Origin of the sequence: Micromonospora sp. BL1 (assembly GCF_003667485.1) — a bacterium.
GTDB classification, from domain to species: domain Bacteria; phylum Actinomycetota; class Actinomycetes; order Mycobacteriales; family Micromonosporaceae; genus Micromonospora; species Micromonospora tulbaghiae.
Genome location: NZ_RCVK01000191.1, coordinates 20,751 through 35,447, shown reverse-complemented (window position 1 = coordinate 35,447; position 14,697 = coordinate 20,751). Strand labels below are relative to the sequence as shown.

At 73.3% G+C, this 14,697-nt stretch carries 11 protein-coding genes; 4 read left to right on the top strand and 7 right to left on the bottom strand.

All coding sequences use genetic code 11. The features are described 5' to 3' along the window. Positions 1 to 17: 17 nt before the first annotated feature. On the bottom strand, positions 18 to 2,465 hold the full coding sequence (locus EAD96_RS08975) for a Tex family protein (protein WP_121683919.1): 2,448 nt from the start codon (positions 2,463 to 2,465) through the stop codon (positions 18 to 20). A gap of 101 nt (positions 2,466 to 2,566) precedes the next feature. Between EAD96_RS08975 and EAD96_RS08970 the strand changes: the two genes are divergently transcribed. Then, entirely contained in the window at positions 2,567 to 4,078 is a 1,512-nt protein-coding gene (locus tag EAD96_RS08970) for a deoxyguanosinetriphosphate triphosphohydrolase family protein (protein ID WP_121683946.1), read from the top strand. A gap of 49 nt (positions 4,079 to 4,127) precedes the next feature. Here EAD96_RS08970 and EAD96_RS08965 read toward each other — a convergent pair whose 3' ends face one another. From EAD96_RS08965 to EAD96_RS08945, 5 genes are all read right to left on the bottom strand, one after another. Beyond that, positions 4,128 to 5,273: an MBL fold metallo-hydrolase gene (locus EAD96_RS08965; protein WP_121683918.1), complete on the bottom strand. Its 1,146-nt coding sequence runs from the start codon at positions 5,271 to 5,273 to the stop codon at positions 4,128 to 4,130. A gap of 124 nt (positions 5,274 to 5,397) precedes the next feature. Then, complete coding sequence (locus tag EAD96_RS08960) at positions 5,398 to 6,342, bottom strand: SDR family NAD(P)-dependent oxidoreductase (protein WP_121683917.1); 945 nt, start codon at positions 6,340 to 6,342, stop codon at positions 5,398 to 5,400. Next, a complete protein-coding gene (locus EAD96_RS08955; RefSeq protein WP_091423722.1) occupies positions 6,339 to 7,523 on the bottom strand; it encodes a zinc-dependent alcohol dehydrogenase in 1,185 nt (394 codons plus the stop codon). Before EAD96_RS08955 ends, EAD96_RS08960 begins: the two co-directional genes overlap by 4 nt. A gap of 74 nt (positions 7,524 to 7,597) precedes the next feature. Continuing rightward, entirely contained in the window at positions 7,598 to 8,173 is a 576-nt protein-coding gene (locus EAD96_RS08950) for an isoquinoline 1-oxidoreductase (RefSeq protein ID WP_121683945.1), read from the bottom strand. Positions 8,174 to 8,238: 65 nt separating this feature from the next. Then, positions 8,239 to 9,438: an oxygenase MpaB family protein gene (locus EAD96_RS08945; RefSeq protein WP_233585570.1), complete on the bottom strand. Its 1,200-nt coding sequence runs from the start codon at positions 9,436 to 9,438 to the stop codon at positions 8,239 to 8,241. Between the two features lie 122 nt (positions 9,439 to 9,560). Here EAD96_RS08945 and EAD96_RS08940 point away from each other — a divergent pair, with 122 nt between their 5' ends. Next, a complete protein-coding gene (locus EAD96_RS08940; RefSeq protein WP_233585568.1) occupies positions 9,561 to 10,367 on the top strand; it encodes an SDR family NAD(P)-dependent oxidoreductase in 807 nt (268 codons plus the stop codon). Between the two features lie 204 nt (positions 10,368 to 10,571). Beyond that, the gene (locus EAD96_RS08935) at positions 10,572 to 12,434 is read left to right on the top strand and encodes a long-chain fatty acid--CoA ligase (RefSeq protein WP_121683915.1); all 1,863 of its coding nucleotides are present in this window, start codon (positions 10,572 to 10,574) and stop codon (positions 12,432 to 12,434) included. On the opposite strand, the gene EAD96_RS08930 is transcribed toward EAD96_RS08935, so the two are convergent. Beyond that, entirely contained in the window at positions 12,342 to 13,313 is a 972-nt protein-coding gene (locus tag EAD96_RS08930; RefSeq protein WP_120573863.1) for an oxygenase MpaB family protein, read from the bottom strand. The genes EAD96_RS08935 and EAD96_RS08930 overlap by 93 nt on opposite strands. A gap of 153 nt (positions 13,314 to 13,466) precedes the next feature. Between EAD96_RS08930 and EAD96_RS08925 the strand changes: the two genes are divergently transcribed. Beyond that, entirely contained in the window at positions 13,467 to 14,684 is a 1,218-nt protein-coding gene (locus EAD96_RS08925; protein ID WP_091423732.1) for an oxygenase MpaB family protein, read from the top strand. Positions 14,685 to 14,697: the final 13 nt, after the last annotated feature.

The window sequence follows — 14,697 nt, the reverse complement described above, 5'->3', positions numbered from 1 at the left end:
GTCGCTTCCCCTGCCTCTCAGGCCAGGCCGGCGCGGCGCAGGGCCTCCGCCATGGCGTCGTTCACCGGCGCCGCCGCTCCGCCACCTCGTCCCTGCCGCTGCGACTGACCACCGCGCGAGCCGCCCCGCTCACCCTGGCCGCCACGTCGGGCGCCGGCGTCGCCGCGCTGCCCGCCGCGGTCACCCCGCTGCCCGCCGCCGTCACCGCGCTGCCCGCCACCGCGCCGGCCGCCGCGCTCCTCGCCGCCCGGACCCCCGGCCGCGGGACGGCCACCGGCCGGCGCCTCGTCGTCGAGCCGCAGCGTCAGCGAGATCCGCTTGCGCGGCACGTCCACGTCGAGCACCCGCACCTTGACCACGTCGCCGGACTTCACCACGTCGCGCGGGTCCTTGACGAAGGTGTGCGACATGGCCGAGACGTGCACCAGGCCGTCCTGGTGCACGCCCACGTCGACGAACGCCCCGAACGCGGCCACGTTGGTGACCACGCCCTCCAGCACCATGCCCGGCGTCAGGTCGCTGATCTTCTCCACGCCCTCGACGAACGTCGCCGTGCGGAACTCCGGGCGCGGGTCGCGGCCGGGCTTCTCCAGTTCGGCCAGGATGTCGGTGACGGTGGGCAGGCCGAACGTGTCGTCGACGAAGTCGGTCGCGCGCAGGCCGCGCAGGATGGCCGACCTGCCGATCAGCGCGCGCAGATCCTGCCCGGTGGTGGCGAGGATGCGGCGCACCACCGGGTACGCCTCGGGGTGCACGCTGGAGGAGTCGAGCGGGTCGTCGCCGCCGGGGATGCGCAGGAAGCCGGCGCACTGCTCGAACGCCTTCGGCCCGAGCCGTGGCACCTTCTTCAGCTCGGTCCGGGTGCGGAACGGCCCGTTGGCGTCGCGGTGCAGCACGATGTTCTCGGCCAGCCCGGCGCCGATGCCGGAGACGCGGGTGAGCAGCGGCGCGGAGGCGGTGTTGACGTCGACGCCGACCGCGTTGACGCAGTCCTCGACCACCGCGTCGAGCGAGCGGGACAGCTTCACCTCGGACAGGTCGTGCTGGTACTGCCCGACGCCGATCGACCGCGGGTCGATCTTCACCAGCTCGGCCAGCGGGTCCTGGAGGCGGCGGGCGATCGACACCGCGCCGCGCAGCGACACGTCCAGGCCGGGCAGCTCCTGGGAGGCGTACGCGGACGCGGAGTAGACCGACGCGCCGGCCTCGGAGACCACCACCTTGGTCAGCGTCAGCTCCGGGTGCCGCTTGATCAGGTCACCGGCCAGCTTGTCGGTCTCCCGGCTGGCGGTGCCGTTGCCGATCGCGACCAGCTCGACGCCGTGCGCGGCGGCGAGCGTGGCGAGCGTGTGCAGCGAGGCGTCCCACTGCCGGCGCGGCTCGTGCGGGTAGATCGTGTCGGTGGCGACCACCTTGCCGGTGGCGTCGACCACCGCCACCTTCACGCCGGTGCGCAGGCCCGGGTCGAGGCCCATCGTCACCCGCGCGCCCGCCGGCGCGGCCAGCAGCAGGTCACGCAGGTTGGTGGCGAAGACCCGCACGGCCTCCTCCTCGGCCGCCTGCCACAGCCGCATCCGCAGGTCCGCGCCCAGGTGGATCAGGATCCGGGTACGCCAGGCCCAGCGCACCGTGTCGGCCAGCCACCGGTCGGCGGGCCGCCCCTGGTCGCTGATGCCGAACCGGCCGGCGACGGCCGCCTCGTAGCGGCTGGGTCCGGGGGTCGCGTCGGCGTCCCCGTCGGCCTCCGGGTCCATGGTCAGCTCCAGCACACCCTCCTTCTCGCCGCGGAACATGGCGAGGATTCGGTGCGAGGGCAGCTTCGGGTACGGCTCGGCGAAGTCGAAGTAGTCGGCGAACTTCGCACCGGCGGTCTCCTGGCCGTCGCGTACCCGGGAGACCAGCCGGCCCCGCGACCACATCTGCTCGCGCAGTGTGCCGATCAGGTCGGCGTCCTCGGCGAAACGCTCGATCAGGATGGCCCGCGCCCCGTCCAGTGCGGCAGCGGCGTCCGCGACGCCCCTGTCCGGGTCGGCGAACCCGGCGGCGACCGTCTTCGGGTCCTGGGCCGGATCGGCCAGGAGCGTGTCCGCGAGCGGCTCCAGCCCGGCCTCGCGGGCGATCTGCGCGCGGGTACGCCGCTTCGGCTTGTAGGGCAGGTAGATGTCCTCCAGGCGGGACTTCGAGTCGGCGGCGAGGATCTGCGCCTCCAGCGCCTCGTCCAGCTTGCCCTGGCTCCGGATCGACTCCAGCACCGCCGCGCGCCGCTCGTCCAGCTCGCGCAGGTAGCGCAGCCGCTCCTCCAGCGTGCGCAGCTGCGCGTCGTCGAGCAGGCCGGTGGCCTCCTTGCGGTAGCGGGCGATGAACGGCACTGTGGCGCCGCCGTCGAGCAGCTCGACTGCTGCCCGCACCTGCCGTTCGGCGACGCCGAGTTCCTCGGCGATCCGCTGGTGCACAGACTGGGTCACGATTGTCATCCGCCTTCTCGGGTGGTTTCCGCCCTGCATTGTGCCGTTCGCCTCCGACCGCCTGTGCCCGGCCCGCCGTCGGCTGCGCTAGCGTGGCGATCATGGAGGCACCTGCGGATCCGCGGGCCCGGCGGCTGTTCGGTGGCAGCGCCCGGGCGCTCGGCGACCTGGCCGCCGGCCCGTTCCGGGCCGACCGGGACCGGATCGTCGGGTCGCCGTTCTTCGCCCGGCTGGGCGGCGTGACCCAGGTGATCAGCCCGGGCGGGTCCGGGCTGCTCGTGCACAACCGGCTCACCCACAGCCTGAAGGTGGCCCAGGTGGCCCGGGCGATAGCGGAGCGGCTGAACGCCGACCCGACTCACCGGGACCTGCTGGAGAAGCTCGGCGGCTGCGACCCGGAGGTGGTGGAGGCCGCCGCGCTCGCGCACGACCTCGGGCACCCGCCGTTCGGGCACCTGGGGGAGCGCGTGCTCGACCGGCTGGCCCGGCAGCGCCTCGGGCTGCCCGACGGCTTCGAGGGCAACGCGCAGTCGTACCGGATCGTCACCAGCACCGAGATCCGCGGCGCGGCGACCACCGGGCTGGACCTGACCGCCGCGGTGCGGGCGGCCATGCTGAAGTACCCGTGGACCCGCCTGGACCATCCCGACCCGCACCCGCGTCACCTGGACCCGGCGCCCCGGGGCGCGGCGGCGCCGCCGGAGGATCCGCAGAGCGGGTCGGTGAAGTTCGGCGCGTACCGCACCGAGCTGGACGACCTGCGGCAGGCGCGGGAGCCGTTCGCCGGGCGGATCCCGGACTGGCAGCAGACCCCCGAGGCGTCGGTGATGGACACCGCCGACGACATCGCGTACGCGATCCACGACGTGGAGGATTTCTACCGCGTCGGGGTGCTCCAGCAGGGCGCCGTGGCGGCCGAGCTGATGGCCTGGCAGCGCGAATGCGGGCACCTGCGGTCGATCACCGCGTCGGCGCTGGAGGGGGCGGGCCGGCGGCCGGGCGCGGCGATCGAGCGGCTGCGCCGGCAACTGCACCGCAAGGACGGCTGGATCGCCGACGACGAGGCGTTCGCCGCCGCTGTCGAGCACGTCCGCGAGGAGCTGGTGGAGGGGCTGCTGGCACTGCCGTTCGACGGCTCGATCGAGGCGGAGCAGTACGTGGCCCGGTTCTCGGCCCGCTGGTCCACCCGCTTCGTGGACGCCATCACCGTGACGCCGGATCCGGGGGTCCGCTCCGGGTACGTGCTGCTGGCGAAGCCGCAGTGGCACGAGGTGCAGGTGCTCAAGTTCGTGCACCACCGGTTCGTGCTGGCCCGCCCGGACCTGGCCCTGCACCAGCGCGGCCAGGCCCGGCTGCTCGACACGCTGGTGGAGGCACTCTGGGAGTGGCTGCTGGACCCGGACGAGGAGTCCCGGCTGCCGCGCCGGCTGCACGACCTGGTGGAGCTGGCCGAGGCGGAGCTGCACCCGCGTACCCCGGACCGGATCGGACGGGCCCGGGGCCGGGCGATCATCGACTTCGTCGCGCAGCTCACCGACGGTCAGGCGGTGGCGATGCTGGACGCGTTGTCGGGCCGCTCGGGCGCGCTGTGGACGGACGCCTTCGTGCTCTGATCCCGCCCGGAGCACGAAGGCGGCAGCGCCACCCGGGGACCGAGCCGGGTCAGGCGACCGACTGCCACCACCCGTCCACCGCGGGCGGCTCGTCCACCACCACCCGCTCGCCCGGACGCGGTACGGCGAGCCGGACGTCCCGCGCCTTCGCCTCGGCCCACAGCCGGTCCACCGGCTCGGACCAGTCGTGCAGCGCCAGGTTGAACGTGCCCCAGTGCACCGGCACCAGCAGTCCGCCGCGGACGTCGAGGTGCGCGGCCACCGCCTCCTCCGGGAACATGTGGATGTGCGGCCACGCCCGGTCGTACGCGCCGATCTGCATGAGCGTCACGTCGAACGGGCCGTGTTCGGCGCCGATCTCGGCGTACCCGTCGAAGTAGCCGGAGTCGCCGGTGTAGAAGACCTTCCGGTGTGTCCCGGCAATGGTCCAGGAACTCCAGAGCGTGCCGTCGCGGCGCAGCCCGCGCCCGGAGAAGTGCTGCGCGGCGGTCGCGGTGAGCGTCAGCCCGCCGGCCCGGTGGCTCTCCGACCAGTCCAGCTCGATGATCCGGTGCTCGGGTACGCCCCAGCGGGCCAGGTGGGCGCCGACGCCGAGCGGCACCACGAACGGCGCGGACTGGAGGTCGGCCAGCGTGCGGACGGTGTCCATGTCCAGGTGGTCGTAGTGGTCGTGTGAGATGAGCACCGCGTCGAGCGGGGGCAGCTCGGTCAGGCGTACCGGCGGCTCGTGGATGCGCCGGGGGCCGACCAGCCCGGACGGGGAGCACCTGTCGCTCCACACCGGGTCGAGCAGCACCCGGCGCCCCTCGATCTCGACGAGCGTGGAGGCGTGGCCGTACCAGATCACGTTCAGTTCGCGGGCCGGGTCGGCGGCCGGCGCGGCGCCGGGGCGCAGCAGCGGCACCGGGCTACCGGGCCGCCGCTTCTGCTTGCCGAAGATCAGCTCCCGGACGAGGTTGCGGCCCGGGTCGGCGACCATCGTGGCGCTGGCGCCGGCCGGGTTGTGGAACGTTCCGTCGTGGAAGCGCGGTGACCGGGCCGCCCGGTCCGCCCGGGCGCCGGTGAGCCGGCCGCCGAGCTGGGCGGGCACGTCCCGCGCCACCCAGGCCAGGCCGGCGACGGCGGCCAGCCCGGCGAGCTTCCACACCCGCCCGCCGCGCGTCCGGTCCGGTTCCCGCCCCGTTGGTTGCCGCATGTTCGTCCCTCCGCCGTGTCCCGTCGTACACGGTAACCACCCTCGTCGCGGTCCGCCCGCGCGACAGCCCACCCGCACGAGGGTCCGCCCGGGTGACAGCCCACCGGACGGTCCGCGGCGGCGGTCAGGGCAGCCGGCGGCGTACCGCGGACGCCACGGTCGCCGCCCGCCCGCCGACGGCTCGGACGACCTGGGACGCGTCGGGCACCCATCCGCCCCGGACCGCCTCGCCGGCCGGGTTGGGCGTGAACACGATGCCCTGGTGCGCGGCGACCGGCTGCCGGGTCAGTCCGGCCAGGCGCATCAGCGGTCCGACCAGCGCGTCGTACACGCCGGGCAGGACGGTGAAGCCGAAGCGCATGATCACGTTGAGCCGTCCCACCGACACCTCCCGGCGTGGCCGGTCGAGGCAGTGCGCGATGGCGCGTGCCACCCGCTCGGGGGAGGCGATCGGGGGCGGTGGGCGGCCGATCCGGCCCAGGTAGTTGGCCGCCTGCCGGTAGACGGGCGTGTCGACGCTGCCCGGGTTGACCAGGCAGATCGCGATGCCGGGCGTCTCCCGCGCCTCCTGCTGGAGCGTGCGGGCGAGTCCTTGCAGGCCCCACTTGGCGGCCACGTATCCGCTCATGTAGGGCGCGGTGATGTGTCCGAGCACCGAGCCGGTGAGCACGAGCGTGCCGCCGCCGGCGTCCCGGAACCGGCGCAGCGCCTCCCGGGCGACCGCGGCGGCGGCCAGCAGGTCGGTGCGGACGACCTGCTCGAACACCTCGGCCGGCGTCTCGTCGAAGCGGCCGTAGGCCATCACCGCGGCGGTGTGCACCCAGGCGTCGACGCGGCCGTACTCGGCCCGCGCCGCGTCGGCCAGCGCGGCCACCGCGCCGGGCTCGGTCACGTCCATCGGTACGGCGATCGCCTGCGCGCCCGCCGCCCGGCACTCGTCGCGTACCTCGTCGAGCGTGGCGGGGGAGCGGGCCGCGAGGACCAGCCGGTCCCCGCGGCCCGCCAGTTCCCTGGCGGTCGCCCGGCCGATCCCGCTGGTCGCGCCGGTGACGACCACCGTGCGGGTCACGGTGCGAGCACGACCTTGACGCAGCCGTCCTCCTTCTTCTGGAACATCTCGTACGCGCGCGGCGCGTCGGTCAGCGGCAGCCGGTGGGTCCGCAGGTCCTCCACGCCCAGCGGGTCGTCGTCGCGCTCCAGCAGCGGGATGATCTCGTCGACCCAGCGCCGTACGTGGCACTGGCCCATGCGCAGCTGGATGCCCCGGTCGAACATCTCCATCAGCGGCATCGGGTCCTGCTCGCCGCCGTACACGCCGGAGATCGACACGGTGCCGCCGCGCCGCACGGCCTTGAGCGCGGCGTGCAGCACCACGAGCCGGTCCACGCCGGCCTTGTCGGTCATCGCCTGGGCCAGCTTGTCCGGCAGCAGCCCGGCGGCGGTCTGGGCCATCTTGCCCAGCGGCGCGCCGTGCGCCTCCATGCCGACCGCGTCGATCACCGCGTCCGGGCCGCGCCCGTCGACCAGGTCGATGAGCGTGCCGGGCACGTCGTCGAGCTGGCTGACGTCGAGCACCTCGATGCCGTGGCGGCGGGCCATCTCCAGCCGCTCGGGTACCAGGTCCAGCCCGATCACCCGGCCGGCGCCCAGGTGGCGGCCGATCCGGGCGCTGAACTGCCCGACCGGGCCGAGCCCGAACACGGCGAGCGTGCCGCCGGGCGGGGTGTCCGCGTACTTCACCGCCTGCCAGGCGGTGGGCAGGATGTCGGACAGGTAGAGCCAGCGCTCGTCCGGGCCGCTGTCCGGGATCGTGATCGGCCCGAACTGGGCCTGCGGGACGCGCAGGTACTCCGCCTGGCCGCCGGGGATCGAGCCGTACAGCGAGGTGTAGCCGAACAGGGACGCGCCCTTGCCCTGGCTGGTCACCTGCGTGGTCTCGCACTGCGCGTAGAGCTGCCGCTCGCACATCCAGCACGAGCCGCAGGAGATGTTGAACGGGATGACCACGCGGTCACCCTTCTTGAGCCGGGTCACGCCGGACCCGACCTCCTCGACGATGCCCATCGGCTCGTGCCCGAGGATGTCGCCGGGCTTCAGGTACGGCCCGAGCACCTCGTACAGGTGCAGGTCGGAACCGCAGATGGCGGTCGAGGTGATCCGGACGATCGCGTCGGTCGGCTCCTCGATCCGGGGGTCCGGGACGTCCTCGACGCGAACGTCCCGCTTGCCGTGCCAGGTCAGTGCCTTCATGCCTGTCTGTCCCCTCTCCGGTGCCGTCCATCGGACTGCTACCCGGCAGGGGGCCGTTGAATCGGCGGTGGCGGTCACCGTGGCGTGAGGTCGACCGTCACGGCGATGGTGCTGGTGCTGGCCGCGGTGCCGGCGAGGGCGCCGATGTCGAGGCGGCGGCCGGTGCGGTCGGTGACGGCGCCGGCCGCGAGCCGCAGGCCGGCGACGGGCGTGCCGAGCGCCGCCGACGCGGCCTCCAGCAGCCGCCGCCGGGCCACCGCCACGGCGACCCGGACCGGGGTACGGGTTCCGACCGCCGGATGGGGTGCGCCACGCGTCCGGCCCGCTGCCGGCCGTGGCGGTGGCACACGGACGCGCCGGCGCGGCACGGACAGCCCGTCGGCGATCAGTTCGGCGGCCGAGGTGTCGCCGTCGTACCGGTCCGGCGGCAGCGTGAACGACACGGTCCCGTCCGGGCCGACCTCGACGGAGATCAGCGCCGCCCCGGGCAGGGCCGCGGCCGTCATGATCTCGCCGAGGCCGAGCATCCCGGCCACGTCCGGCGACGGCGTCCGGGCGGCGGCCGGGTACGCCGCGGTGAGTTCGGCGGCGGCCACGAGGACCGGCGCGGCCAGCACGTAGCCCAGGAACGGGGGGAGGGGCGCGGTCATGGTGCTCACCCGGGCGCTCGTCGCCGCAGCCGGGGACGGGAGGCGCACCGGCTGCGACGCGGTGGTCAGAACTCGCGGTTGCCGAGCGGGATCTCGATGTTGATGGACTGCCCCTCGGACAGGAACAGCAGGGCGAGCTTGCGCAGGAACTCGTCGAACAGCCAGTAGCACTCCGGTGCGAGCGGGAACGGCAGCAGCGCCTCCCGGACCGCGATGAACGGGCCCCAGCTCGTCCGCAGCAGCGTGTCCCAGAGCAGGTCGCGCGGGATCTCCAGCCAGTTGGCGATCTGGTTGCCGAGCATGAACCGGGTGAACGAGCCGAGGATGGGCTTGCTGAGCAGCCCGGCGTCGATCTCCTTGCCGAGGCCGAGCAGGATGTCGGCGAGCGCGTTGCCCTCGCGGGTGGGCGCCAGGATCGGGTCGAGGACCTCGCCGGCCTGGGAGTTCGCCTCGCTCCACGTGGCCGGGATGTACTCGTCCCTGACGCCGAGCATGTGCGCGGCCACCTGCCACAGGTGCAGGAAGGCGGTCGACTCGGCGGCGGGGATCGGCACCCGCCAGTCGGTCAGCTTCCGCATGACCGTGGTCGGCAGGCTGTGCCAGGTGACCATCAGGTCGCGCTGGCTGATCGGGATGTCCTCGGGCGCGACGTCGGCCCACTCGGGCGACTGCGGCAGGAGGTGACGCACGCCGGCGTGCGCCAGCCGGGTCTTGACGGCGGTCACGATCATCGAGCCGTCGGGCTGGTACGCGTTGGCGGTGCCGATGTCGTACCCGAGCTTGGCGGTCTTGGAGATGCGGTCCTTCATGTCCGCGCCGCCCTTGGAGTAGTAGACGGCGCGCGCCTCCTTCGGGATGACGGTGCTCATCATGCCGCTGGCCAGGCCGTAGAGCACGCCGAGGTAGAGGCCGCGCTTCTCGTTGAAGCGCACGGCGGTGGCCAGCTTGCCCTGGTCGACCCAGGACGGCAGCACGCGTGCGCGTTCGATGAACTGACGGACGTCCGCCGGGAGGCCGGACGGCAGCGGCTGGCCGTTCTTCGTCCACGTCCGCAGCAGTTGGTTGACCAGTGGTGCGTCGCCCCGGTCCAGGAGCGAGGCGACGAGCGGGTCGGCCTCCTCGTCCCACACCCAGCGGGGGTCCACGCCCGCCCCGGCGCCGGCCACCGATCCCTTGGGCGACCAGGTCCACGCCGATCGCGCCTGTGCCGGCGCGGCGACGCTCAGCGCGCCGAGCGCGCCCAGTGCTCCGCCGGCCTTCAACATCTTGCGTCTGCTTACCGGTTCCACGTTCACTCCTCGGGGTCGAGGCCGCTGATACGGTGAAACGAATGTTGCGCCCGTGTATCACATGAGAGCACGTGGTAACGGTGTCCACAAGGCTCACGATGACAACTGTCGATGGATCAAGAAGAGGGGAGCCCACCGTGGCGGTGGTCGAGGGCATGCTGTCGGGCAGGGTCGCGTGGGTGACCGGAGCCAGCCAGGGCGTCGGCGCGGCGATCGCCGAAGGGCTGGCGCGGGCCGGCGCGTCGGTGATCCTCCAGTCCCGGCGCCCGGACGCGCTGGACGAGGTGCGGGACCGGATAGCGGCCGGTGGCGGCACGGCGGCAGTGGTCGCCGGTGACGTCGCCGACGAGTCCGCCGCGGACGCCGTGCTGACCCTCGCGCGGCAGCGCTGGGGGCGGCTGGACGTCCTCGTCAACAACGCCGGCATCAGCCCGGCGCTGCACCGCAGCGAACGGCTGAGCCTGGGGGACTGGCAGCAGGTGATCGACACCAACCTGTCCGGGGTGTTCGTCTGCGCCCGCGCGGCCGGCGCCGTCATGGTCGAGCAGGGCGCGGGCAGCATCGTCAACATGTCCTCGGTGCACGGTCAGGTCGGTTTCCCGCGCCTGGCCGCGTACAGCGCCAGTAAGGGCGGCGTCGAGCAGCTCACCCGCACGCTGGCGCTGGAGTGGGCGGCGGCCGGCGTACGCGTCAACGCGGTCGCGCCCGGCTACCTGGAGACCCCGATGACGGAGGGCCTGCGCGGCCACGAGCAGTGGTCGAAGCGGCTGCGTGACCGCATCCCGATGGGCCGGTTCGGCCGCCCCGAGGAGGTCGTCGGCGCGGTGCTGTTCCTGGCCTCGGACGCCGCGAGCTACGTCACCGGCAGTGTGTTGCACGTGGACGGCGGCTGGACCGCGCAGTGAACCGCGGATCGCTTGGTTAGCCGGCGTTCGTCACCGCGTCACCGTCGCATGTCGATACAGCGCCAGATCACGGGCGATCCTTCCCAGAAAGTTAACCCTCGTTTACAGTGCTGCCATCGGCTGCGGAACCCGCGCGGGCACCACGGCGAGGGGTGCGGCCAGCCCTGCCACCACCAGGCCCGGTTGCGTGTGAAGGAGTAGCCCATGGACCCCGCCGACGTCCTCGCCGAGGACTGCGCCAAGAAAGCCGCCGACCTGACCGTCCCGGCGCTGCTGCACCGCAACGCCACCGAGCACGGCGACCGGCCCGCGCTGACCACGCTCGGCCGCGACGACACCCGCACCTGGGCGCAGCTGCGCGACGAGGTCGCCGAGCTGTCCGCCGGCCTGGCCGAGATCGGCCTGGAGGCCGGGCGGCACATGCTGGTCATGATGTCCAGCCGCGCCGAGCACTGGCTGGTCGACCTCGCCGCGGTCCACCTGGGCGCGGTGCCCTCCACGATCTACCCGACGCTCAGCCCCGACCAGATGCGCTACCTGGCGCGGCACAGCGCCGCCCAGGTACTCGTGCTGGAGGGCCCGGCCGAGCTGGAGCGCTGGCGGCCGATCCTGCCCGACCTGCCCGACCTGCTCCGGGTGGTGCTGGTGGACGATCCGGGCGAAGCGTCGACTGAGGCCGTGCCGCTGTCCCGCGTGCGTACCCTCGGCCGCACCGCCCGCGAGGCGGACCCGGACGCCTTCGAGCGGCGCTGGCGCACGATCCGGCCCGAGCAGCCGGTGACGCTGCTCTACACGTCCGGGACGACGGGCGACCCGAAGGGCGTCGTGCTCAGCCACCACAACGTGCTCCACCAGGCGGTGGCGCTGGAGGCGATGGTGTCCGTCCCGGACCACGCGCCGACTGTGGCCTACCTGCCGCTCGCGCACATCGCCGAACGGTTCCTCGGCATCTACAACCCGATCTACCGCGCCGGGCACGTGACCATCTGCCCCGACGCCACGCAGCTCGTCGCGGCGCTGCGTACCGTCGGTCCCGCCTCGTTCTTCGGGGTGCCGCGGGTCTGGGAGAAGATGGCCGCCGGCGTCCAGGCCCACCTGGCGGGCGCCGAGCCCGCGGTCCGCGCCGCCGTCGCCGCCGCGACCGCGGCGACCCTGGAGGCGTACGAGCTGCGCGCGGCCGGGAAGCCGGTGCCGGACGAGCTGGCCGCGCGGGTGGCGCAGGCCCGCGACACCGTGCTGCGACCGTTGCAGTCGACACTGGGCCTGCACAACATGGTCTGGCCCGGCAGCGGCGCCGCCCCGATCCCGGTGGACGTGCTGCGGTTCCTCGCCGGGCTCGGCGTCGACGTGCTGGAGGTGTGGGGTCTGACCGAGACCACCGGCACCGCCACCCTCAACACCCCCGACCGCTTCCGCACCGGGACCGTCGGCCGTCCCAACGTGGGCATGGAGGTGCGCCTCGCCGACGACGGCGAGGTCCTCGTCCGGGGTCCGCTCGTGTGCTCCGGCTACCTGCGCGAGGACGGCACCGTCGAGCCGGTCGTCGACGCGGACGGCTGGCTGGCCACCGGCGACGTCGGGACGCTCGACGACGACGGCTTCCTCACCATCACCGACCGCAAGAAGGAACTCATCATCACGTCCAGCGGGAAGAACATCTCGCCGGCGCAGATCGAGAACCTGCTGCGGGCGCACCCGCTCATCGGTCAGGCGGTGGCGATCGGCGACCGGCGGCCGTACGTCACGGCGCTGATCGTGCTGGACGAGGAGGTGGCGCCCCAGTGGGCGCGCACGCACGGCGTCGCTGACCCGCAGCTGCCCGCCCTGGCCTCGGACCCGGTGCTGCTGGCCGAGATCCAGGCCGCCGTGGACGCGGCCAACGCGCGGCTCGCCCGGCCCGAGCAGGTCAAGACGTTCCAGGTGCTGCCGTCGGCGTGGACGCCGGAGTCGGGCGAGCTGACCCCGACGTTGAAGCTACGGCGCCGGGTCGTCGTCGACCGGTACGGCGACCGGATCGACGCCCTCTACCGGCCGGGCGACGCGGTGGCGGAGCCCGTCACGGAGTAGCGCCGGGTCGATGCCGGGCGGGGGTGGCGGCGCGCCGAGGTCGGCGGGCCGGTACCCCCGCGGGTAGCCGGGATAGGTGCGGTTGCGCGGCGCGCGGGTCAGCCGGCTCACCGTCCGCGCGGGCAGCAGCCGCACCACGGCGGCCCGGGCGCGCAGCGCGCCGCCGACCAGCGCGGTCAGCGGTCGCGGCGCGGCCGGGAGCCCGAAGGCGGCGCGCATCTCGGGCGGCAGCAGCGCGCGCACCGCGAGCCGCGCGGCCGGGCGCAGCGGCGCCGGGTACCAGGACGCGAACAGGTCCAGCGTGTACGCCGCGACCCGCTCGTTGCTCGGCGTACGGCGGAACGTCTCGCGCTCGTACGCGTCCTTGAACGCCCGGAACGCGGCGAAGTCCGCCGGGACGTCCCGGATGCCCATGCGCGCGCCGACGGCGCGGTAGTAGTGGAACGCGGCCAGCCGCTCGTGCTCGTGCAGCGGGCGCCAGCCGTAGCGGTCCAGCCAGTCGATCGGCTCGTAGACGAACGTGGACAGCACGTAGCGCATGTCGTCGTTCGTGATCGCGTACCGCCCGTGCGCCCGGTTGACCACCCGCAGCGCCTCCCGGCCGCGCGGCGAGTCGTACCCGTGCTCCAGCAGCTCGGCCATCAGCAGCGCGGTGTCGTCGTAGCGCTGCTGCGCCCGCAGCCGGAACTCGCCGGTCGCGTCGAGCAGCGCGGAGATGCCCGGCACGCAGAACGTGCGCAGCAGCGCCAGCTCCAGCGCCCGCTGGTAGTCGAAGGGGAACTCGTACCCGGCGGAGAGCCGGTAGATCTCGTGGTGGTCGCGTACCGGGTCGAGCGTCTCGATCCGGCGCAACCAGCGGTACCGCCCGTCACGAGCCATCGCGACCACCTCCACCGTCCACCCTTGCCCATGCAGTCAAGCTCCTCTATGTTAATAGAAAATCACATCCCCGGATAACTCGAAACCTGCTTGTGCGCACCTCACGGGCCGGTGTTCAGGGCGATGTCCGGTCGAAACCGGGAAGTGGTGCTAATGGAGAATCTCAGTAGACGAAGCGTCCTGACGCTCGGTGCCGCGCTGGGACTGGTGGCGGTGGCGGACACCCCGAAGGCGTGGGCGTGGTCGTCGTCCGGCTCGATCGCCGGGACCGACACGGTCACCGACCCGTGGGACGTCTGGGACGACGACACCGACCCGCTCGTCGCCTCGCTGCTGGACGCCGGTCAGATCCCGGCGGTGAACACCGCGTTCGCGTCCTGGATCCGCAACGGCGACGCGCTGCCCGCCGGCCTGCCCCCGGCGCTCACCACCTACCTGCGGCGCGTCAACACGCTGCCGTCCTGGGCCGACCAGGCCAAGCTGGACCGCGCCGCCCAGTTCAACAAGCGCATGAGCATGTACCTGTTCCTGCTCTACGGCCTGGGCAGCGGGATCATGAGCACGGTGATCCCGCGCGAGGCCCGCAACGTCTACTGGTCCGAGGGCGGCGCGGACATGAAGTCGCGCGCCGCGAAGACCTTCACCTACGGGTACGACCTGAGCGCCCCCGACGCGTTCAAGGCCACCGGCAGCTTCGTGGTCACCTCGCACAAGACGCGGCTCACCCACGCGGCCGTACGGCACCTGCTGCCGCAGTCCGCGCCGTGGCGCGGCGTCACCGACCACCCGATCCCGATCAGCAACGGCGACATCCTCATCACCTTCCACAGCCTCGGCACCTACGTGCACCGCAAGCTGCTCGACTGGCGTCGCTGGGGCCTGCGGATGTCGGCCGCGGAGGAGGAGGCCTACCTGCACATGTGGCAGGTCGCCCTGCACCTGCTCGGGGTCCGCGACGAGTTCATCCCGAACAGCTGGGCCGCCGCCGAGGAGCAGTCCCGGTACGCGCTGAACCCGCTCCTCGCGCCGACGCCCGAGGGCATCGACCTGGCCGACATCCTGCTGAACCTGACGTCCTCGGTGGACCTGGGCGTCACCCGGGGATTCCAGCGGGAGTTCGCGCGCTACGTGCTCACCGACCGGATCGGCGACTGGCTGCGGCTGCCCCGCGACTACATCTCCCGGGGTGTGATCGAGGCCGGCTGGCCGACGTACGTGATGTTCCGCGAAGGGCTCTCGCCGCTCATGCCGGAGACGTTCGGCCTGTTCGACAGGTTCATCCGCGGGCTGGCGATGCTGTTCCTCAACAACGGCTCGTCCGCGTCGCACACCCCGATCACGATCCCGGTCATGAACCGGCCGGGCACCTGAGGCGCGTGCGGCT